This window comes from Candidatus Methylopumilus universalis (assembly GCF_006365315.1).
GTDB classification, from domain to species: Bacteria; Pseudomonadota; Gammaproteobacteria; order Burkholderiales; family Methylophilaceae; genus Methylopumilus; species Methylopumilus universalis.
Genome location: NZ_CP040968.1, coordinates 181,389 through 194,647 on the forward strand (window position 1 = coordinate 181,389; position 13,259 = coordinate 194,647).

27 protein-coding genes are annotated in these 13,259 nt (G+C 37.9%); all 27 read left to right on the plus strand.

The window, feature by feature from the left end:
- The first annotated feature begins 47 nt into the window (after positions 1-47).
- The 27 genes from rplC (at position 48) to FIT79_RS01130 (ending at position 13,259) form a co-directional block, all read left to right on the plus strand.
- Positions 48-692 carry a 50S ribosomal protein L3 gene (gene rplC, locus FIT79_RS01000; RefSeq protein WP_139866871.1) on the plus strand — a complete coding sequence of 215 codons (645 nt, stop codon included), beginning with the start codon at positions 48-50 and terminating at the stop codon, positions 690-692.
- Positions 692-1,318, plus strand: coding sequence for a 50S ribosomal protein L4 (rplD, locus tag FIT79_RS01005; protein WP_139870006.1), 627 nt, complete (start codon positions 692-694; stop codon positions 1,316-1,318). The genes rplC and rplD overlap by 1 nt, the downstream gene beginning before the upstream one ends.
- The gene (gene rplW / locus FIT79_RS01010; protein WP_139875357.1) at positions 1,315-1,626 is read left to right on the plus strand and encodes a 50S ribosomal protein L23; all 312 of its coding nucleotides are present in this window, start codon (positions 1,315-1,317) and stop codon (positions 1,624-1,626) included. The genes rplD and rplW overlap by 4 nt, the downstream gene beginning before the upstream one ends.
- A gap of 9 nt (positions 1,627-1,635) precedes the next feature.
- A complete protein-coding gene (rplB, locus tag FIT79_RS01015; RefSeq protein WP_046486966.1) occupies positions 1,636-2,469 on the plus strand; it encodes a 50S ribosomal protein L2 in 834 nt (277 codons plus the stop codon).
- Between the two features lie 5 nt (positions 2,470-2,474).
- Positions 2,475-2,750 carry a 30S ribosomal protein S19 gene (gene rpsS / locus FIT79_RS01020; protein WP_139866878.1) on the plus strand — a complete coding sequence of 92 codons (276 nt, stop codon included), beginning with the start codon at positions 2,475-2,477 and terminating at the stop codon, positions 2,748-2,750.
- A gap of 1 nt (position 2,751) precedes the next feature.
- Positions 2,752-3,087: a 50S ribosomal protein L22 gene (rplV, locus tag FIT79_RS01025; protein ID WP_139866880.1), complete on the plus strand. Its 336-nt coding sequence runs from the start codon at positions 2,752-2,754 to the stop codon at positions 3,085-3,087.
- 12 nt (positions 3,088-3,099) lie between these two features.
- On the plus strand, positions 3,100-3,897 hold the full coding sequence (gene rpsC, locus FIT79_RS01030) for a 30S ribosomal protein S3 (protein WP_139866882.1): 798 nt from the start codon (positions 3,100-3,102) through the stop codon (positions 3,895-3,897).
- On the plus strand, positions 3,881-4,297 hold the full coding sequence (gene rplP / locus FIT79_RS01035; RefSeq protein ID WP_046486979.1) for a 50S ribosomal protein L16: 417 nt from the start codon (positions 3,881-3,883) through the stop codon (positions 4,295-4,297). The genes rpsC and rplP overlap by 17 nt, the downstream gene beginning before the upstream one ends.
- Position 4,298: 1 nt before the next feature.
- The gene (rpmC, locus tag FIT79_RS01040; RefSeq protein ID WP_046486982.1) at positions 4,299-4,493 is read left to right on the plus strand and encodes a 50S ribosomal protein L29; all 195 of its coding nucleotides are present in this window, start codon (positions 4,299-4,301) and stop codon (positions 4,491-4,493) included.
- Between the two features lie 2 nt (positions 4,494-4,495).
- Positions 4,496-4,762: a 30S ribosomal protein S17 gene (gene rpsQ / locus FIT79_RS01045; protein ID WP_139866884.1), complete on the plus strand. Its 267-nt coding sequence runs from the start codon at positions 4,496-4,498 to the stop codon at positions 4,760-4,762.
- 162 nt (positions 4,763-4,924) lie between these two features.
- Complete coding sequence (gene rplN, locus FIT79_RS01050) at positions 4,925-5,293, plus strand: 50S ribosomal protein L14 (RefSeq protein WP_139866886.1); 369 nt, start codon at positions 4,925-4,927, stop codon at positions 5,291-5,293.
- Between the two features lie 10 nt (positions 5,294-5,303).
- Positions 5,304-5,621 carry a 50S ribosomal protein L24 gene (gene rplX, locus FIT79_RS01055; protein ID WP_139866888.1) on the plus strand — a complete coding sequence of 106 codons (318 nt, stop codon included), beginning with the start codon at positions 5,304-5,306 and terminating at the stop codon, positions 5,619-5,621.
- Positions 5,622-5,629: 8 nt separating this feature from the next.
- Entirely contained in the window at positions 5,630-6,169 is a 540-nt protein-coding gene (gene rplE, locus FIT79_RS01060; protein WP_139866890.1) for a 50S ribosomal protein L5, read from the plus strand.
- A 9-nt stretch (positions 6,170-6,178) separates the two neighbouring features.
- A complete protein-coding gene (gene rpsN, locus FIT79_RS01065; protein WP_139866892.1) occupies positions 6,179-6,484 on the plus strand; it encodes a 30S ribosomal protein S14 in 306 nt (101 codons plus the stop codon).
- Positions 6,485-6,499: 15 nt separating this feature from the next.
- Positions 6,500-6,895, plus strand: coding sequence for a 30S ribosomal protein S8 (gene rpsH / locus FIT79_RS01070; protein WP_139866894.1), 396 nt, complete (start codon positions 6,500-6,502; stop codon positions 6,893-6,895).
- 11 nt (positions 6,896-6,906) lie between these two features.
- Positions 6,907-7,440, plus strand: a complete 534-nt coding sequence (gene rplF, locus FIT79_RS01075; protein ID WP_139866896.1) for a 50S ribosomal protein L6 — start codon at positions 6,907-6,909, stop codon at positions 7,438-7,440.
- Between the two features lie 10 nt (positions 7,441-7,450).
- Complete coding sequence (gene rplR / locus FIT79_RS01080) at positions 7,451-7,804, plus strand: 50S ribosomal protein L18 (RefSeq protein ID WP_139875358.1); 354 nt, start codon at positions 7,451-7,453, stop codon at positions 7,802-7,804.
- A 25-nt stretch (positions 7,805-7,829) separates the two neighbouring features.
- Entirely contained in the window at positions 7,830-8,342 is a 513-nt protein-coding gene (gene rpsE, locus FIT79_RS01085; RefSeq protein WP_139866900.1) for a 30S ribosomal protein S5, read from the plus strand.
- A 4-nt stretch (positions 8,343-8,346) separates the two neighbouring features.
- On the plus strand, positions 8,347-8,550 hold the full coding sequence (rpmD, locus tag FIT79_RS01090) for a 50S ribosomal protein L30 (protein ID WP_139866902.1): 204 nt from the start codon (positions 8,347-8,349) through the stop codon (positions 8,548-8,550).
- A 9-nt stretch (positions 8,551-8,559) separates the two neighbouring features.
- Entirely contained in the window at positions 8,560-8,997 is a 438-nt protein-coding gene (gene rplO, locus FIT79_RS01095) for a 50S ribosomal protein L15 (RefSeq protein ID WP_139866904.1), read from the plus strand.
- A 10-nt stretch (positions 8,998-9,007) separates the two neighbouring features.
- On the plus strand, positions 9,008-10,330 hold the full coding sequence (secY, locus tag FIT79_RS01100; protein WP_139875359.1) for a preprotein translocase subunit SecY: 1,323 nt from the start codon (positions 9,008-9,010) through the stop codon (positions 10,328-10,330).
- A 10-nt stretch (positions 10,331-10,340) separates the two neighbouring features.
- Positions 10,341-10,559 (plus strand): translation initiation factor IF-1, encoded by a 219-nt coding sequence (infA, locus tag FIT79_RS01105; RefSeq protein WP_139866908.1) that lies wholly within the window; start codon positions 10,341-10,343, stop codon positions 10,557-10,559.
- Positions 10,560-10,592: 33 nt separating this feature from the next.
- Positions 10,593-10,706, plus strand: coding sequence for a 50S ribosomal protein L36 (rpmJ, locus tag FIT79_RS01110; RefSeq protein WP_082092808.1), 114 nt, complete (start codon positions 10,593-10,595; stop codon positions 10,704-10,706).
- 87 nt (positions 10,707-10,793) lie between these two features.
- Positions 10,794-11,156 carry a 30S ribosomal protein S13 gene (gene rpsM / locus FIT79_RS01115; RefSeq protein WP_046487011.1) on the plus strand — a complete coding sequence of 121 codons (363 nt, stop codon included), beginning with the start codon at positions 10,794-10,796 and terminating at the stop codon, positions 11,154-11,156.
- A gap of 21 nt (positions 11,157-11,177) precedes the next feature.
- Positions 11,178-11,570, plus strand: coding sequence for a 30S ribosomal protein S11 (gene rpsK / locus FIT79_RS01120; RefSeq protein ID WP_046487015.1), 393 nt, complete (start codon positions 11,178-11,180; stop codon positions 11,568-11,570).
- A 42-nt stretch (positions 11,571-11,612) separates the two neighbouring features.
- Positions 11,613-12,242 (plus strand): 30S ribosomal protein S4, encoded by a 630-nt coding sequence (rpsD, locus tag FIT79_RS01125; RefSeq protein WP_046487017.1) that lies wholly within the window; start codon positions 11,613-11,615, stop codon positions 12,240-12,242.
- A gap of 30 nt (positions 12,243-12,272) precedes the next feature.
- The gene (locus FIT79_RS01130; protein ID WP_139866910.1) at positions 12,273-13,259 is read left to right on the plus strand and encodes a DNA-directed RNA polymerase subunit alpha; all 987 of its coding nucleotides are present in this window, start codon (positions 12,273-12,275) and stop codon (positions 13,257-13,259) included.

Consider the following 13,259-nt stretch of genomic DNA (forward strand, 5'->3'; position numbering starts at 1 on the left):
CAATTGTAATCGGTTTCGTTTAATAATAATAATTTAAGGATACGATCATGAGCTTAGCGCTTATTGGTCGCAAAGTGGGTATGACAAGGGTATTTACAGAGGATGGCACTAGCATTCCTGTAACAGTTCTTGAAGTCTTACCTAACCGCGTGACACAGATCAAAACAATCGCTTCGGACGGCTATACTAGCCTCCAGCTAGCCTATGGTGCAACAAAAGCTACTAAGCTTGATAAAGCACTTACAGGACATTACGCTAAAGCAGGTGTAACAGCAGGTACTGGCTTACACGAAACTGCAATCAAAGAAGAAGATGTAGCGAATTTCCCTTTAGGGACAAATATCACTGTAGAAAATTTCAAAGAAGGCCAGCTTGTTGATGTTACAGGTACATCAATTGGTAAAGGTTATGCTGGCGTTATAAAAAGACATCATTTCAGATCAAATCGAGCATCACACGGTAACTCAAGATCACATAATGTTCCAGGTTCAATCGGTATGGCTCAAGATCCAGGTCGAGTTTTCCCAGGAAAGCGCATGTCTGGTCATTTAGGTGCTGTGAGAGTAACTACACAGAACTTGGAAATTGTTCGTGTTGATACTACAAAAAATCTAATCCTAATTAGAGGGGCGGTTCCAGGCTCCAAAGGCGGCGATGTTTTAGTTCGCGCAGCTGTGAAAGTGAGCAAATAATGGAATTAAAATTACTTGATAAAAACGGAAAGTCCGCTAAGAAAAGCGTCACAGTTTCTGATGCAACATTTGGCCGAGAATTTAATGAGGCGCTTGTTCATCAGTTGGTTGTTGCATATATGGCAAATGCACGAGTTGCAACTCGCTCACAAAAAACAAGAGGTACTGTAAAACACAGTACTCGCAAGCCTTACGCACAAAAAGGTACAGGCAATGCTCGTTCTGGTATGACTTCAAGCCCTATATGGCGTGGAGGTGGCAGAACATTCCCAAATTCACCTGATGAAAATTTCTCTCACAAAATGAATCGTAAAGCATATCGCGTTGGTATGAGATCTATTTTGTCTGAATTGGTAAGACAAGAGAGATTAAGTATCGTTGAGGAATTTAAAGTTGAAACGCCAAAGACAAAACAACTTGTCGATAAAATTAAAGACATGGGATATACGCAAGGTGTTTTAGTTTTAACAGATGCGTTTGATGAAAATTTATATTTATCATCAAGGAATTTAACTAACGTAATGGTTGTAGAAGCGCAATATGCTGACCCAGTAAGTTTAGTTCAGTTTCCAAATGTTGTGGCCACAGCTGGTGCACTTAAAAAACTTGAGGAGATGCTAGCGTGAGTCAAATAGTTCATACACAAGATCGTATTATTCAAGTTATTTTAGCGCCACAAATTACTGAGAAAGCAACATTCATTGCTGACAAATATAATCAAGTGGCATTCAAAGTAAGAACTGATGCGACTAAATCAGAAATTAAAGCTGCTGTTGAATTAATGTTTAAAGTTGAAGTAAAGGCTGTGACATTACTCAATGTAGGTGGCAAGGTAAAAAGAGCAGGCCGTTCATTTGGTAAAAGAAATGATTGGAAGAAGGCTTACGTAAGTCTTAAACCAGGCCAAGAGATTAATTTTGCGAGCGGTGAATAAGGATAAAAAATGGCTTTAGTTAAAGTAAAACCAACCTCCCCAGGAAGACGCGCAGTTGTTAAGGTTGTTAATCCAGACCTACACAAAGGCAAACCCTTCGCACCTTTAGTTGAAAAAAAGAATAAGCATGCCGGAAGAAATAGCCGTGGTGTTATTACAATTCGTCATCATGGTGGCGGCCATAAACAAAATTATCGAATGATTGATTTCAAACGAAATAAAGATGGCATTCCTGCAAAAGTAGAGCATCTTGAATACGATCCAAATAGAACTGCAAATATTGCACTTCTTTTATATGCAGATGGTGAAAGAAGATACATTATTGCTCCTAAAGGTGTAGCTGTAGGTGCTGAGTTAATAAGTGGCTCGGAAGCGCCCGTTAAAAATGGTAATGCTATGCCATTAAGAAACATTCCTGTAGGTAGCACTATCCACTGTATCGAACTACAGCCTGGCAAAGGTGCGCAAATAGCTCGCTCTGCTGGAACTTCTGTGCAGCTTTTAGCAAGAGAAGGTACATATGCTCAATTAAGACTTCGTTCAGGCGAAGTAAGAAAAGTACATGTAGATTGCAAAGCAACTTTAGGTGAAGTCGGTAACGAAGAACATTCTCTAAGATCTATTGGTAAAGCAGGTGCTATGAGATGGAGAGGCGTTAGACCAACAGTGCGCGGTGTAGTGATGAATCCTGTTGATCACCCACATGGTGGTGGTGAAGGAAAAACTGCGGCTGGTATGCATCCAGTGAGCCCTTGGGGAACTCCAACTAAAGGCTATCGAACAAGAACAAATAAACGTACTGACAATATGCGCGTCAGTCGTCGTCCAGCGAATAAGAGGTAATAAATATGGCACGTTCAGTTAAAAAAGGACCATTCATTGATGCACATTTGGCAAAGAAAGTTGAGGTTGCCTCAGGTAATCGCGATCGTAAGCCAATTAAAACCTGGTCAAGAAGATCAACGATCTTACCTAGCTTCATTGGTCTTACCATTGCAATCCATAATGGAAAACAACATGTACCTGTAATGATTACAGAAAATATGATTGGACATAAGTTAGGTGAATTTGCACTAACAAGAACCTTTAAAGGTCACGCTGCTGACAGAAAGGCTAAGGTATAAAATGGCTACCGAAGTTTCAGCAGTTCTAAAAGGTGTTCGTTTATCACCCCAGAAGGCAAGATTAGTTGCTGATTTAGTAAGGGGAAAAAAAGTAGATTACGCGCTTAACATTCTTAATTTCAGCCCAAAAAAAGGTGCAGAAATTATTAAGCGAGTAGTAGAGTCCGCAATTGCAAATGCTGAACACAATAATGGGGCTGATATAGATGAATTGTTTATTAAAACAATTTATGTAGATAAAGGCATTATTTTAAAACGTATCCGTGCTCGCGCTAAAGGCCGTGCAGGGAAAATAACAAAACCAACTTGTCACATTAAAGTGACAGTCGGCAACTAAAGAGAAAAAAATATGGGTCAAAAAATTCATCCAATTGGTTTCCGCTTAAGTGTTCAGAAAAACTGGACATCACGTTGGTATGCTAATAGTAAAAATTTTCCTGCAATGTTGAACAATGACATTAAGGTCAGAGAATTTTTAAATAAAAAATTAGCAAATGCTGCGGTAAGTAAAATTGTTATTGAGCGACCAGCCAAAAATGCAAAGATTACAATTTACTCAGCAAGGCCTGGAATTGTAATTGGGAAAAAAGGTGAAGATATTGAAACATTAAGATCAAGTTTACAGGCGCTTATGGGCGTTCCGGTTCATTTGAATATTGAGGAAGTACGTAAACCAGAAATCGATGCAACGTTAATTGCACAAAGTATTGCCCAGCAATTAGAAAAACGTGTGATGTTTAGACGTGCTATGAAAAGAGCAATGCAGAACGCAATGAGGCTAGGGGCTCAAGGTATCAAAATTATGAGTGCTGGCCGATTAAATGGTATTGAGATTGCAAGAACAGAATGGTATAGAGAAGGCAGAGTGCCTCTTCATACATTAAGAGCTGATATAGATTACGGTGTGGCCGAAGCGAAGACGACTTATGGAATTATTGGTATAAAAGTATGGGTCTTTAAAGGTGAGTTATTCGTAGACAATACAAAAGAAACTTCACAGACATTAGATGCTGCAAATCCAGCAATTGAAAAAGCTGCAGAAGAAAAAAAACTTAGAAAACCAAGAGTAAAAAAAGACGAAACAACAGCACAAGAACCAGAAAAAAAAGTGAGAAAGTCGAGGGCTAAAGATGTTACAACCGGCTAGACAAAAATTTCGTAAGATGCAAAAAGGCCGAAACAAAGGCATTGCAACGACAGGAAACAAAGTAAGTTTCGGTGATTTCGGTTTGAAAGCTATTGGACGAGGACGTCTAACAGCGCGTCAGATTGAAGCTGCACGTCGAGTGATGACGCGTCACATTAAGCGTGGTGGCCGAGTATGGATTCGTATATTCCCAGATCAACCAATTTCAAAAAAACCTGCTGAAGTTCGTATGGGTAACGGTAAAGGCAGTACCGAGTACTACGTAGCTCAAATTCAGCCTGGCAAAATGTTATATGAGATGGATGGAGTGACTGAAGCATTAGCGAGAGAAGCATTTAAATTAGCAGCAGCTAAGCTTCCAATTGAAACAACCTTTATTACTCGTCATATCGGAGGCTAATATGAAAACAGCTGATTTAAGAAAAAAGACAACTGAAGAATTAGGTACCGAGTTATTAGAGTTAAGAAGAGCTCAGTTCTCATTAAGAATGCAATTGGCAACCCAACAATTAAACAAGGTTGATCAAATTGCGAAAATTAAACGTGATATCGCAAGAGTGAAAACAGTTCTTGGCGAGAAAGTTAAACAGGCTTAAATATGACGGATACAAAAAAAGTTGTTAGAACCTTTACGGGCAGAGTTGTCAGCGACAAGATGGACAAGACAGTGACTGTATTGGTTGAAAGAAAAGTAAAACATCCTTTAATTGGCAAGGTAATTGTTAAGTCAAATAAATTTCACGCGCATGATGAAAAAAATGAAAGTAAGGAAGGTGATTTGGTTGTTATTACAGAAAATCGCCCTATTTCAAAAACTAAATCATGGGTCGTTAGTAAAATAGTTACAAAAGCAGTTCAAGTTTAGTTATAAGAAGTTGAGAATAAGAAATAAATAGCATATAATGCGAGACTTTTTTGGGGTTCATAAACTATAAGTTTATAAGCTAACCCCCCAATACTGACCGTAGTATATCGGCTAATTAAAAAGCTGGCCTTAGCAATAACGGATTAAGTTGGAGATAAATTCATGATTCAAATGCAGTCAAGATTAGAAATTGCTGACAATACTGGCGCACGCTCAGTAATGTGCATTAAGGTATTGGGCGGCTCAAAACGACGTTATGCAAGTATTGGTGACATCATCAAAGTAAGTATTAAAGACGCAGCTCCTAGAGGCAGAGTCAAAAAAGGAGAGGTTTATACCGCAGTTGTTGTGAGAACAGCAAAAGGCGTTAGAAGACCAGATGGGTCTTTAATTAAATTTGATGCAAATGCCGCCGTTCTTTTAAACGCTAAATTAGAACCTATTGGAACACGTATTTTTGGACCTGTAACTCGCGAATTGAGAACAGAACGGTTCATGAAGATCGTTTCATTAGCACCAGAAGTTTTATAGGAGCATACGGATGAACAAAATTCGTAAAGGTGACAAAGTCATTTTAAATACAGGTAAAGACAAAGGTAAACAAGGTGTTGTTTTAAGCGTACTTAAAACAGGACATGTTGTGGTTGAAGGTTTGAATATGGTAAAAAAACACACCAAACCAAATCCTGCAAAAAATATTCAAGGTGGAATCGTAGGTAAAGAAATGCCACTTAATATTTCTAATGTTGCTTTACTTAATAACTTGACTCAAAAAGCTGACAGAGTCGGAATTAAAAAATTAGATGATGGAAAAAAAATCCGTGTTTTCAAATCAAACAACGAAGCAGTTGACGCATAGGAAAAGAAATGGCTCGATTAAAAGAATTTTATAAAACAGAAGTTATTAAAAAAATGACTGAACAATTTGGTTACTCATCACCAATGCAAGTCCCTAGAATTGAAAAAATTACTTTAAATATGGGTGTGGGTGAAGCGGTAGCTGACAAAAAGATCATGGAACATGCTGTAGGCGACATGGAAAAAATTGCTGGTCAAAAAGCTATTGTCACAAAAGCTAAAAAATCAGTGGCAGCATTTAAGATTCGTGACGATTATCCAGTAGGTTGCAAAGTAACTCTTCGAAGAGATCGTATGTATGAATTCTTAGATCGACTTGTTACAGTTGCTATTCCTCGAATTAGAGACTTTAGAGGTATTTCTGCTAGATCATTTGATGGTCGTGGGAATTACAACATGGGTGTTAAAGAGCAGATTATTTTTCCTGAAATTGAATACGATAAAATCGATGCATTAAGAGGGATGAATATCACAATTACAACGACAGCTAAAACTGACGAAGAAGCAAAAGCATTGTTATCTGCGTTCAGTTTTCCATTTAGAAACTAGGTTTAGACTATGGCTAAAATGTGCATGATAGAACGTGAGTTAAAACGACGCAATATGGTTGAAAAATTTAAGACCAAACGTGCTGCTTTAAATCAAATTATTTCAGATATAAACGCATCTTCAGAGCAAAAACAAGAAGCGAGACAGAAACTACAAAGTTTACCCCGCAATTCAAGTCCAGTTAGATTAAGAAATCGTTGTTCTCTAACAGGACGTCCAAGAGGCGTCTACAGTAAGTTCGGGATTGGTCGAAGTAAATTAAGAGATTTAATGATGCGAGGCGAAGTGCCTGGCGTGATTAAAGCAAGTTGGTAATAGGAGAAAAATAATATGAGTATGAGCGATCCAGTTGCCGATATGCTAACCAGAATTAGGAATGGTCAGGGTACTAATAAAGTATCTATCACCATGCCTGCATCTAAATTAAAAAAAGCTATCGCACATGTTTTAAAAGATGAAGGCTACATTGAGAATTTTGCTGAACACGAAGTTCAAGGCAAGCCAGTATTAAATATTGAACTCAAATATTATGCCGGCAGACCTGTTATTGAAAAAATTGAAAGAGTAAGTAAGCCAGGTTTACGAGTTTATAAAGCAAGCCAAAGCATTCCAGAAGTTATGAATGGTCTTGGTGTTGCAATCGTATCGACGTCTAAAGGAGTTATGACAGATAGAAAAGCAAAAGCTGCAGGTATTGGCGGCGAAGTGCTTTGCTATGTGGCTTAAGGAGAGAATATATGTCACGTATAGCTAACGCACCCGTAGCGATTCCTCCTAAAGTAGAGGTTTCAATTAATGATTTAAATATTTCAATTAGTGGACCGATGGGAAAATTAAATCAGTTCATTACACCTAACGTTAAATTAAATAATGATGGCCAAGCAATTACATTTGCAGCAGCCGATGAATCTCAGCAAGCAAACGCAATGGCTGGCACTATGCGAGCTCTTGTTGCAAACATGATGAAAGGTGTTTCTGAAGGATTTGTAAGAAAACTAACTTTAATTGGTGTTGGATATAAAGCTCAAGCGCAAGGTGCAAATCTTAATCTTGACTTAGGTTTTTCACATCCTGTGAATTACAAAATGCCTGAAGGCGTTAAAGTTGAAACACCAAGTCAAACTGAAATTATTTTAAAAGGTTCTGATAAGCAATTAATAGGTCAAGTTGCTGCTCAAATTAGAGCGTATCGACCTCCAGAGCCTTATAAAGGTAAGGGCGTTCGTTATTCAGATGAGAACGTAATTATCAAAGAAACTAAGAAAAAATAAAGGTTGAGATATGTATAATACAAACCCCCGTTTACGTCGCGCTAAAAAGACAAGAGCAAAAATCGCTGAACTTCAAGTGACAAGACTAAGCGTTCACAGAACGAACACAAACATTTATGCGCAAATCATAAGCGCTGGCGAGAATAAAGTTTTAGCAAGCGCTTCTTCACTTGAAGCGGATGTTAAAAAAACTTTAAAGAATGGCGGCAATATTGAGGCAGCTGCTCAAATTGGCAAACGCATTGCTGAAAAAGCAAAAAAAATCGGAATTACAAATGTAGCATTTGATAGGTCAGGTTATCGCTATCACGGCAGAGTTAAAGCTTTAGCAGATGCTGCTAGAGAAAACGGCTTGTCTTTCTAACCCAATAATTTAAATAGGTCAAAACATGGCAAAAGATTTAGAAAATCAACAAACGCAAACAGACGGTCTAAGAGAAAAAATGATTGCTGTAAACCGAGTTACCAAAGTAGTTAAGGGCGGTCGAATCATGAGCTTTGCTGCGTTAACTGTTGTTGGTGATGGAGACGGTTCAGTTGGTATGGGAAAAGGTAAAGCAAGAGAAGTGCCTGTGGCAGTTCAAAAAGCAATGGACGAAGCTAGAAGAGGCATGCTCAAAGTAAAACTTAACAATGGTACTTTGCAACATGCAGTAATGGGTGAGCACGGCGCTGCAAAAGTATTCATTCAGCCTGCTTCCGAAGGTACTGGGATTATTGCTGGTGGTGCTATGCGAGCAATTTTCGAGGTAATGGGCATTACTAATGTTTTAGCAAAATGTATTGGTTCAACAAATCCTTATAATGTTGTAAGAGCAACATTGAATGGACTTGAGTCAATGAATACACCGGCTGAAATTGCTGCTAAACGCGGTAAATCAGTAGAAGAAATTAGAGGCTAATTAAATGGCAAAAACAAAAAAAGAAATTACAGCGGGTTTAAAAGTTACATTAATTAAAAGTTTGATTGGCAGAACTGAACCTCATCGCGCAACGGTAAAAGGATTAGGTCTTAGAAGAATACATCATACAGTTGAGTTGCAAGACACTCCTGCGATTCGAGGCATGATCAATGCAGTTAATTACTTACTTAAAGTCGAAAAGATATAAAGAGAAATTATGAAACTAAATACATTAAAACCAGCAGTTGGTTCTAAAAAAGTAGCAAGACGTGTTGGCCGAGGTATTGGTTCCGGTCTTGGAAAAACGGCTGGACGCGGACACAAAGGACAAAAATCTAGAGCTGGTGGATTCCATAAAGTTGGTTTTGAAGGCGGTCAAATGCCGATTCAAAGACGTCTTCCAAAACGCGGATTTAAATCATTAACTCATAAATTAACTGCTCGCGTTAGGACAAATGAGCTTAATTTAGTTGAGTCAGACAATATTGATTTGCTCGTACTAAAAGCGGCAAAATTAATTTCTGATAATGCAAAGACAGCAAAAGTATATTTGTCTGGCGAAGTGAAAAGAAAATTAACAATCCAAGGTTTATTGCTAACTAAGGGCGCTCGAGCTGCTATTGAAGCGGCAGGCGGAAAAGTAGTAGAAGTTTGAGAACTTAATTTTGGCTCAAGATAATTTATTAGGTGCTTTAGGCAAAACAAGCGAATTAAAAAATCGCATATTGTTTGTTTTAGGTGCCATTATTGTTTATAGACTTGGCGCGCATATTCCAGTACCTGGGATTGATCCGCTTGAGCTTAAAAAATTATTTGATTCACAAAGCGGTGGCATTTTGGGAATGTTTAATATGTTCTCCGGTGGCGCGCTAAAAAGATTTACTTTATTTGCATTAGGGATCATGCCTTATATTTCAGCATCGATCATTATGCAATTATTAACTGTAGTCTCGCCTCAGCTTGAACAGTTAAAAAAAGAAGGCGAAGCAGGCAGAAGATTAATAACAAAGTATACGAGATATGGCACAGTAATTTTGGCCGCATTTCAGGCGCTTGGCATTTCAATTGCGCTGGAATCTCAACCAGGATTGGTACTTGATCCCGGGTTAGCTTTTAGACTTACAACAGTTGTAACTTTAGTTAGTGGAACAATGTTCCTTATGTGGTTGGGAGAGCAAATTACTGAAAGAGGTATTGGTAACGGTATCTCAATTGTTATTTTCTCAGGCATTGTGGCTGGATTGCCAAGTGCATTGGGAAGCACACTTGAACTAGCTAGAACGGGTGCATTTTCAATCCCGTTAGTTTTTTTCTTGTTTGCGGCAACTATTTTAGTGACAGCACTGGTCGTTTTTGTTGAAAGAGGCCAGAGAAAAATTACTGTTAATTATGCGAAAAGACAAGTTGGCAATAAATTATACGGAGGTCAAACCTCTCATTTGCCTTTAAAACTTAATATGGCGGGTGTAATCCCACCAATTTTTGCATCAAGCATTATTTTATTTCCAGCGACTTTAGCTGGGTGGTTTGGATCTAGTGAAAAAATGTTGTGGCTTAAGGATATTGGAGCTGCGATATCACCAGGACAGCCGATTTATATTTTTCTATTCGCATTAGCGATAGTGTTTTTCTGCTTTTTTTATACCGCTTTGGTTTTTAATCCAAAGGAAACAGCAGATAATTTGAAAAAAGGCGGTGCGTTTGTTCCTGGCATCAGACCGGGAGAACAAACTGCAAAATATATCGACCAAATTATGGGTAGATTAACTTTAGTAGGTGCTGTGTATATAACGCTTGTATGTTTATTGCCTGAGTTTTTAATACTTAAGTTTAATGTTCCTTTTTATTTTGGAGGTACATCGTTATTAATTATTGTAGTGGTAACGATGGATTTTATGACCCAGGTTCAGTCTCATCTGATGTCATATCAGTATGAGGGATTACTTAAGAAAGCTAACTTTAAAGGTGGCGCTAATGCGCTTAGATAGCCTTTAATTAATGGCAAAAGAAGACACAATTGAAATGCAGGGGGAGATTATAGAAAATCTTCCAAATGCAACTTTTAGAGTTAAGTTGGAAAATGACCATGTTGTATTGGGTTATATTTCAGGAAAAATGCGTATGAATTATATTCGTATTCTTCCAGGAGATAAGGTGACAGTTGAAATGACGCCTTATGATTTAACCAGAGCAAGAATTACGTTCAGGGTTAAATAAGTAATATTTAATTAAAATTTAAGAGGTATAAAAATGAGAGTTCGCGCATCCGTAAAAACATTATGCCGAAACTGTAAAGTTGTCAGAAGAAGAGGTGTTGTGAGAGTAATTTGCTCAGATCCTCGACATAAGCAACGACAAGGATAAGGGTGGGTTGTTAATTGTTAAAAATTCAACAACCTGTTAAAATATAAGGCTTTTTATTTAATTTGCCATTTTTTTTTGGAGTAAGTTATGGCTCGTATTGCTGGGGTGAATGTGCCCGATCATCAACATGCAGAAATTGCTTTAACAGCAATTTATGGCGTTGGAAGAAACACCGCAAAGAAGATCTGTATTGCGGCAGGAATCATTGCGACTGCTAAATTAAAAGATTTGAACGATGCTGACGTGGAAAAGCTTCGTGATCAAGTTGCGAAAATTAAGGTTGAGGGTGACTTACGAAGAGAAGTCACAATGAACATTAAACGTTTGATGGATCTTAGCTGTTACCGAGGTGTAAGACATAGAAGAGGTCTTCCAGTAAGAGGCCAAAGAACTAAAACGAATGCAAGAACAAGAAAAGGCCCTGTTAAAGCAATTAAACAGGCTAAATAAAAGAAGGTTTAAGGATTATTTATGGCAACAAAAGCTAATGTTCGTGTAAAAAAGAAAGTTAAGAAAAATGTAGCAGAAGGTATTGCTCATATTCATGCATCTTTCAATAACACAATCATCACAATTACAGACAGACAAGGTAATGCATTATCTTGGGCAACATCTGGCGGCGCTGGATTTAAAGGCTCGAGAAAAAGTACACCTTTTGCAGCACAAGTTGCAGCTGAGGCAGCAGGTAAAGCGGCTCAAGAGTGTGGTGTAAAAAATCTTGAAGTAAAAATTAAAGGACCAGGCCCTGGAAGAGAATCTGCAGTGCGTGCACTTAATGCTGCAGGATTTAAAATTACGAGCATTCAAGATGTAACGCCAGTGCCACACAATGGTTGCCGTCCACCTAAGAAAAGAAGAATTTAATAAGTTGAGCATTGAATTGCTCATTGAATCAGGAGAGTTATTTTGGCAAGAAATCTAGATCCTAAATGTCGTCAATGTAGAAGAGAAGGTGAAAAACTTTTTCTCAAAGGCGAGAAATGTTTTACTGACAAATGCGCTATTGAAAAGCGTAATTTTCCTCCTGGCCAACACGGACAAAGAAGAGCGAGCCGCTTATCAGATTACGGCGTTCAATTAAGAGAGAAACAAAAGCTCAGAAGAATTTACGGAATATTAGAAGCACAGTTTAGAAGTTACTACGCTGAAGCGGATAGAAAAAAAGGCATTACTGGTGAAAATCTTCTACAACTTTTAGAGTGCAGATTAGATAACGTTGCATATCGAATGGGTATTGGAGCTTCACGAACAGAAGCAAGACAAATTGTCAGACACAACAGTCTTCTAGTAAATGGCCGAAGAGTAAACATTCCTTCCTATCAAGTTAAGCCAGGCGATGTTCTCTCAGTTGCAGAAGCATCTAAGCAACAATTAAGAATTAAAGGTTCAATTGAAGCTGCAGAGCAAAGAGGTTTTCCAGAGTGGATTGAAGTTGATGTAAAAGGTCTTAAGGGTACGTTTAAAAACAAACCACTACGCGATGATTTACCAGCAACAATTAATGAATCACTCGTTGTTGAGCTCTATTCGAAATAATTAAATAAGAATTATTGATAAGGATACATAATGCAAAATAGTCCTACAGAATATTTAAAACCAAGAATCGTAAATGTTGAAGTTATAAACCCGGTAAGAGCTCGAGTAACTTTAGAGCCTATGGAAAGAGGCTTCGGCTTTACTTTAGGCAATGCATTGAGACGCGTTTTATTGTCATCAATTCCTGGCTTTGCAATTACTGAAGTAAAGATTGATGGTGTAGTTCATGAGTATTCAACTTTAGATGGCGTGCAAGAAGACGTGGTTGATATTCTTTTGAATTTAAAAGGTGTTGCATTAAAACTTCATAATAAATCTGAGACAACGCTCACATTAAATAAAACTACCGAAGGTCCAGTGACAGCAGCTGATTTTGAAACAAATCACGATGCTGAAATTATCAATCCAAATCATTTAATTGCACACCTTACAAAAGGTGGAAAATTAAATTTAGAAGTTAAAGTTGAAATGGGTAGAGGATATCAACCAGTTCCAGCGAGAAGAAAATCAAATCAAGAAGATAAAACCCTAGGTTTTATTATGGTTGACGCTTCTTTTAGTCCGATCAATAAAGTAAGTTATTTTGTTGAGAGCGCTCGTGTAGAACAAAGAACAGACTTAGATAAATTAATCATGGACGTTGAAACTAATGGCGTTATTGACGCTGAACAAGCGATCAGAGATGCTGCGAGAATTTTAATGGGACAGCTTTCTGTATTTGCAAACTTAGAAAGTGCTTTAACTGAAGTTGAAGTGAAGCAAGCGCCCCAAGTTGACCCAGTCTTATTAAGACCTGTTGATGATTTAGAGCTCACAGTGAGATCAGCAAACTGTTTAAAAGCAGAAAATATCTATTACATTGGCGATTTAATTCAACGCAGTGAAAATGAGCTTTTAAAGGCCCCAAATCTTGGAAGGAAATCACTTAACGAGATTAAAGATGTTCTAGCTTCTAAAGGTCTAACTTTAGGAATGAAATTAGAGAATTGGCCTCCAGCAGGTTTAGAAAAAGCGTAA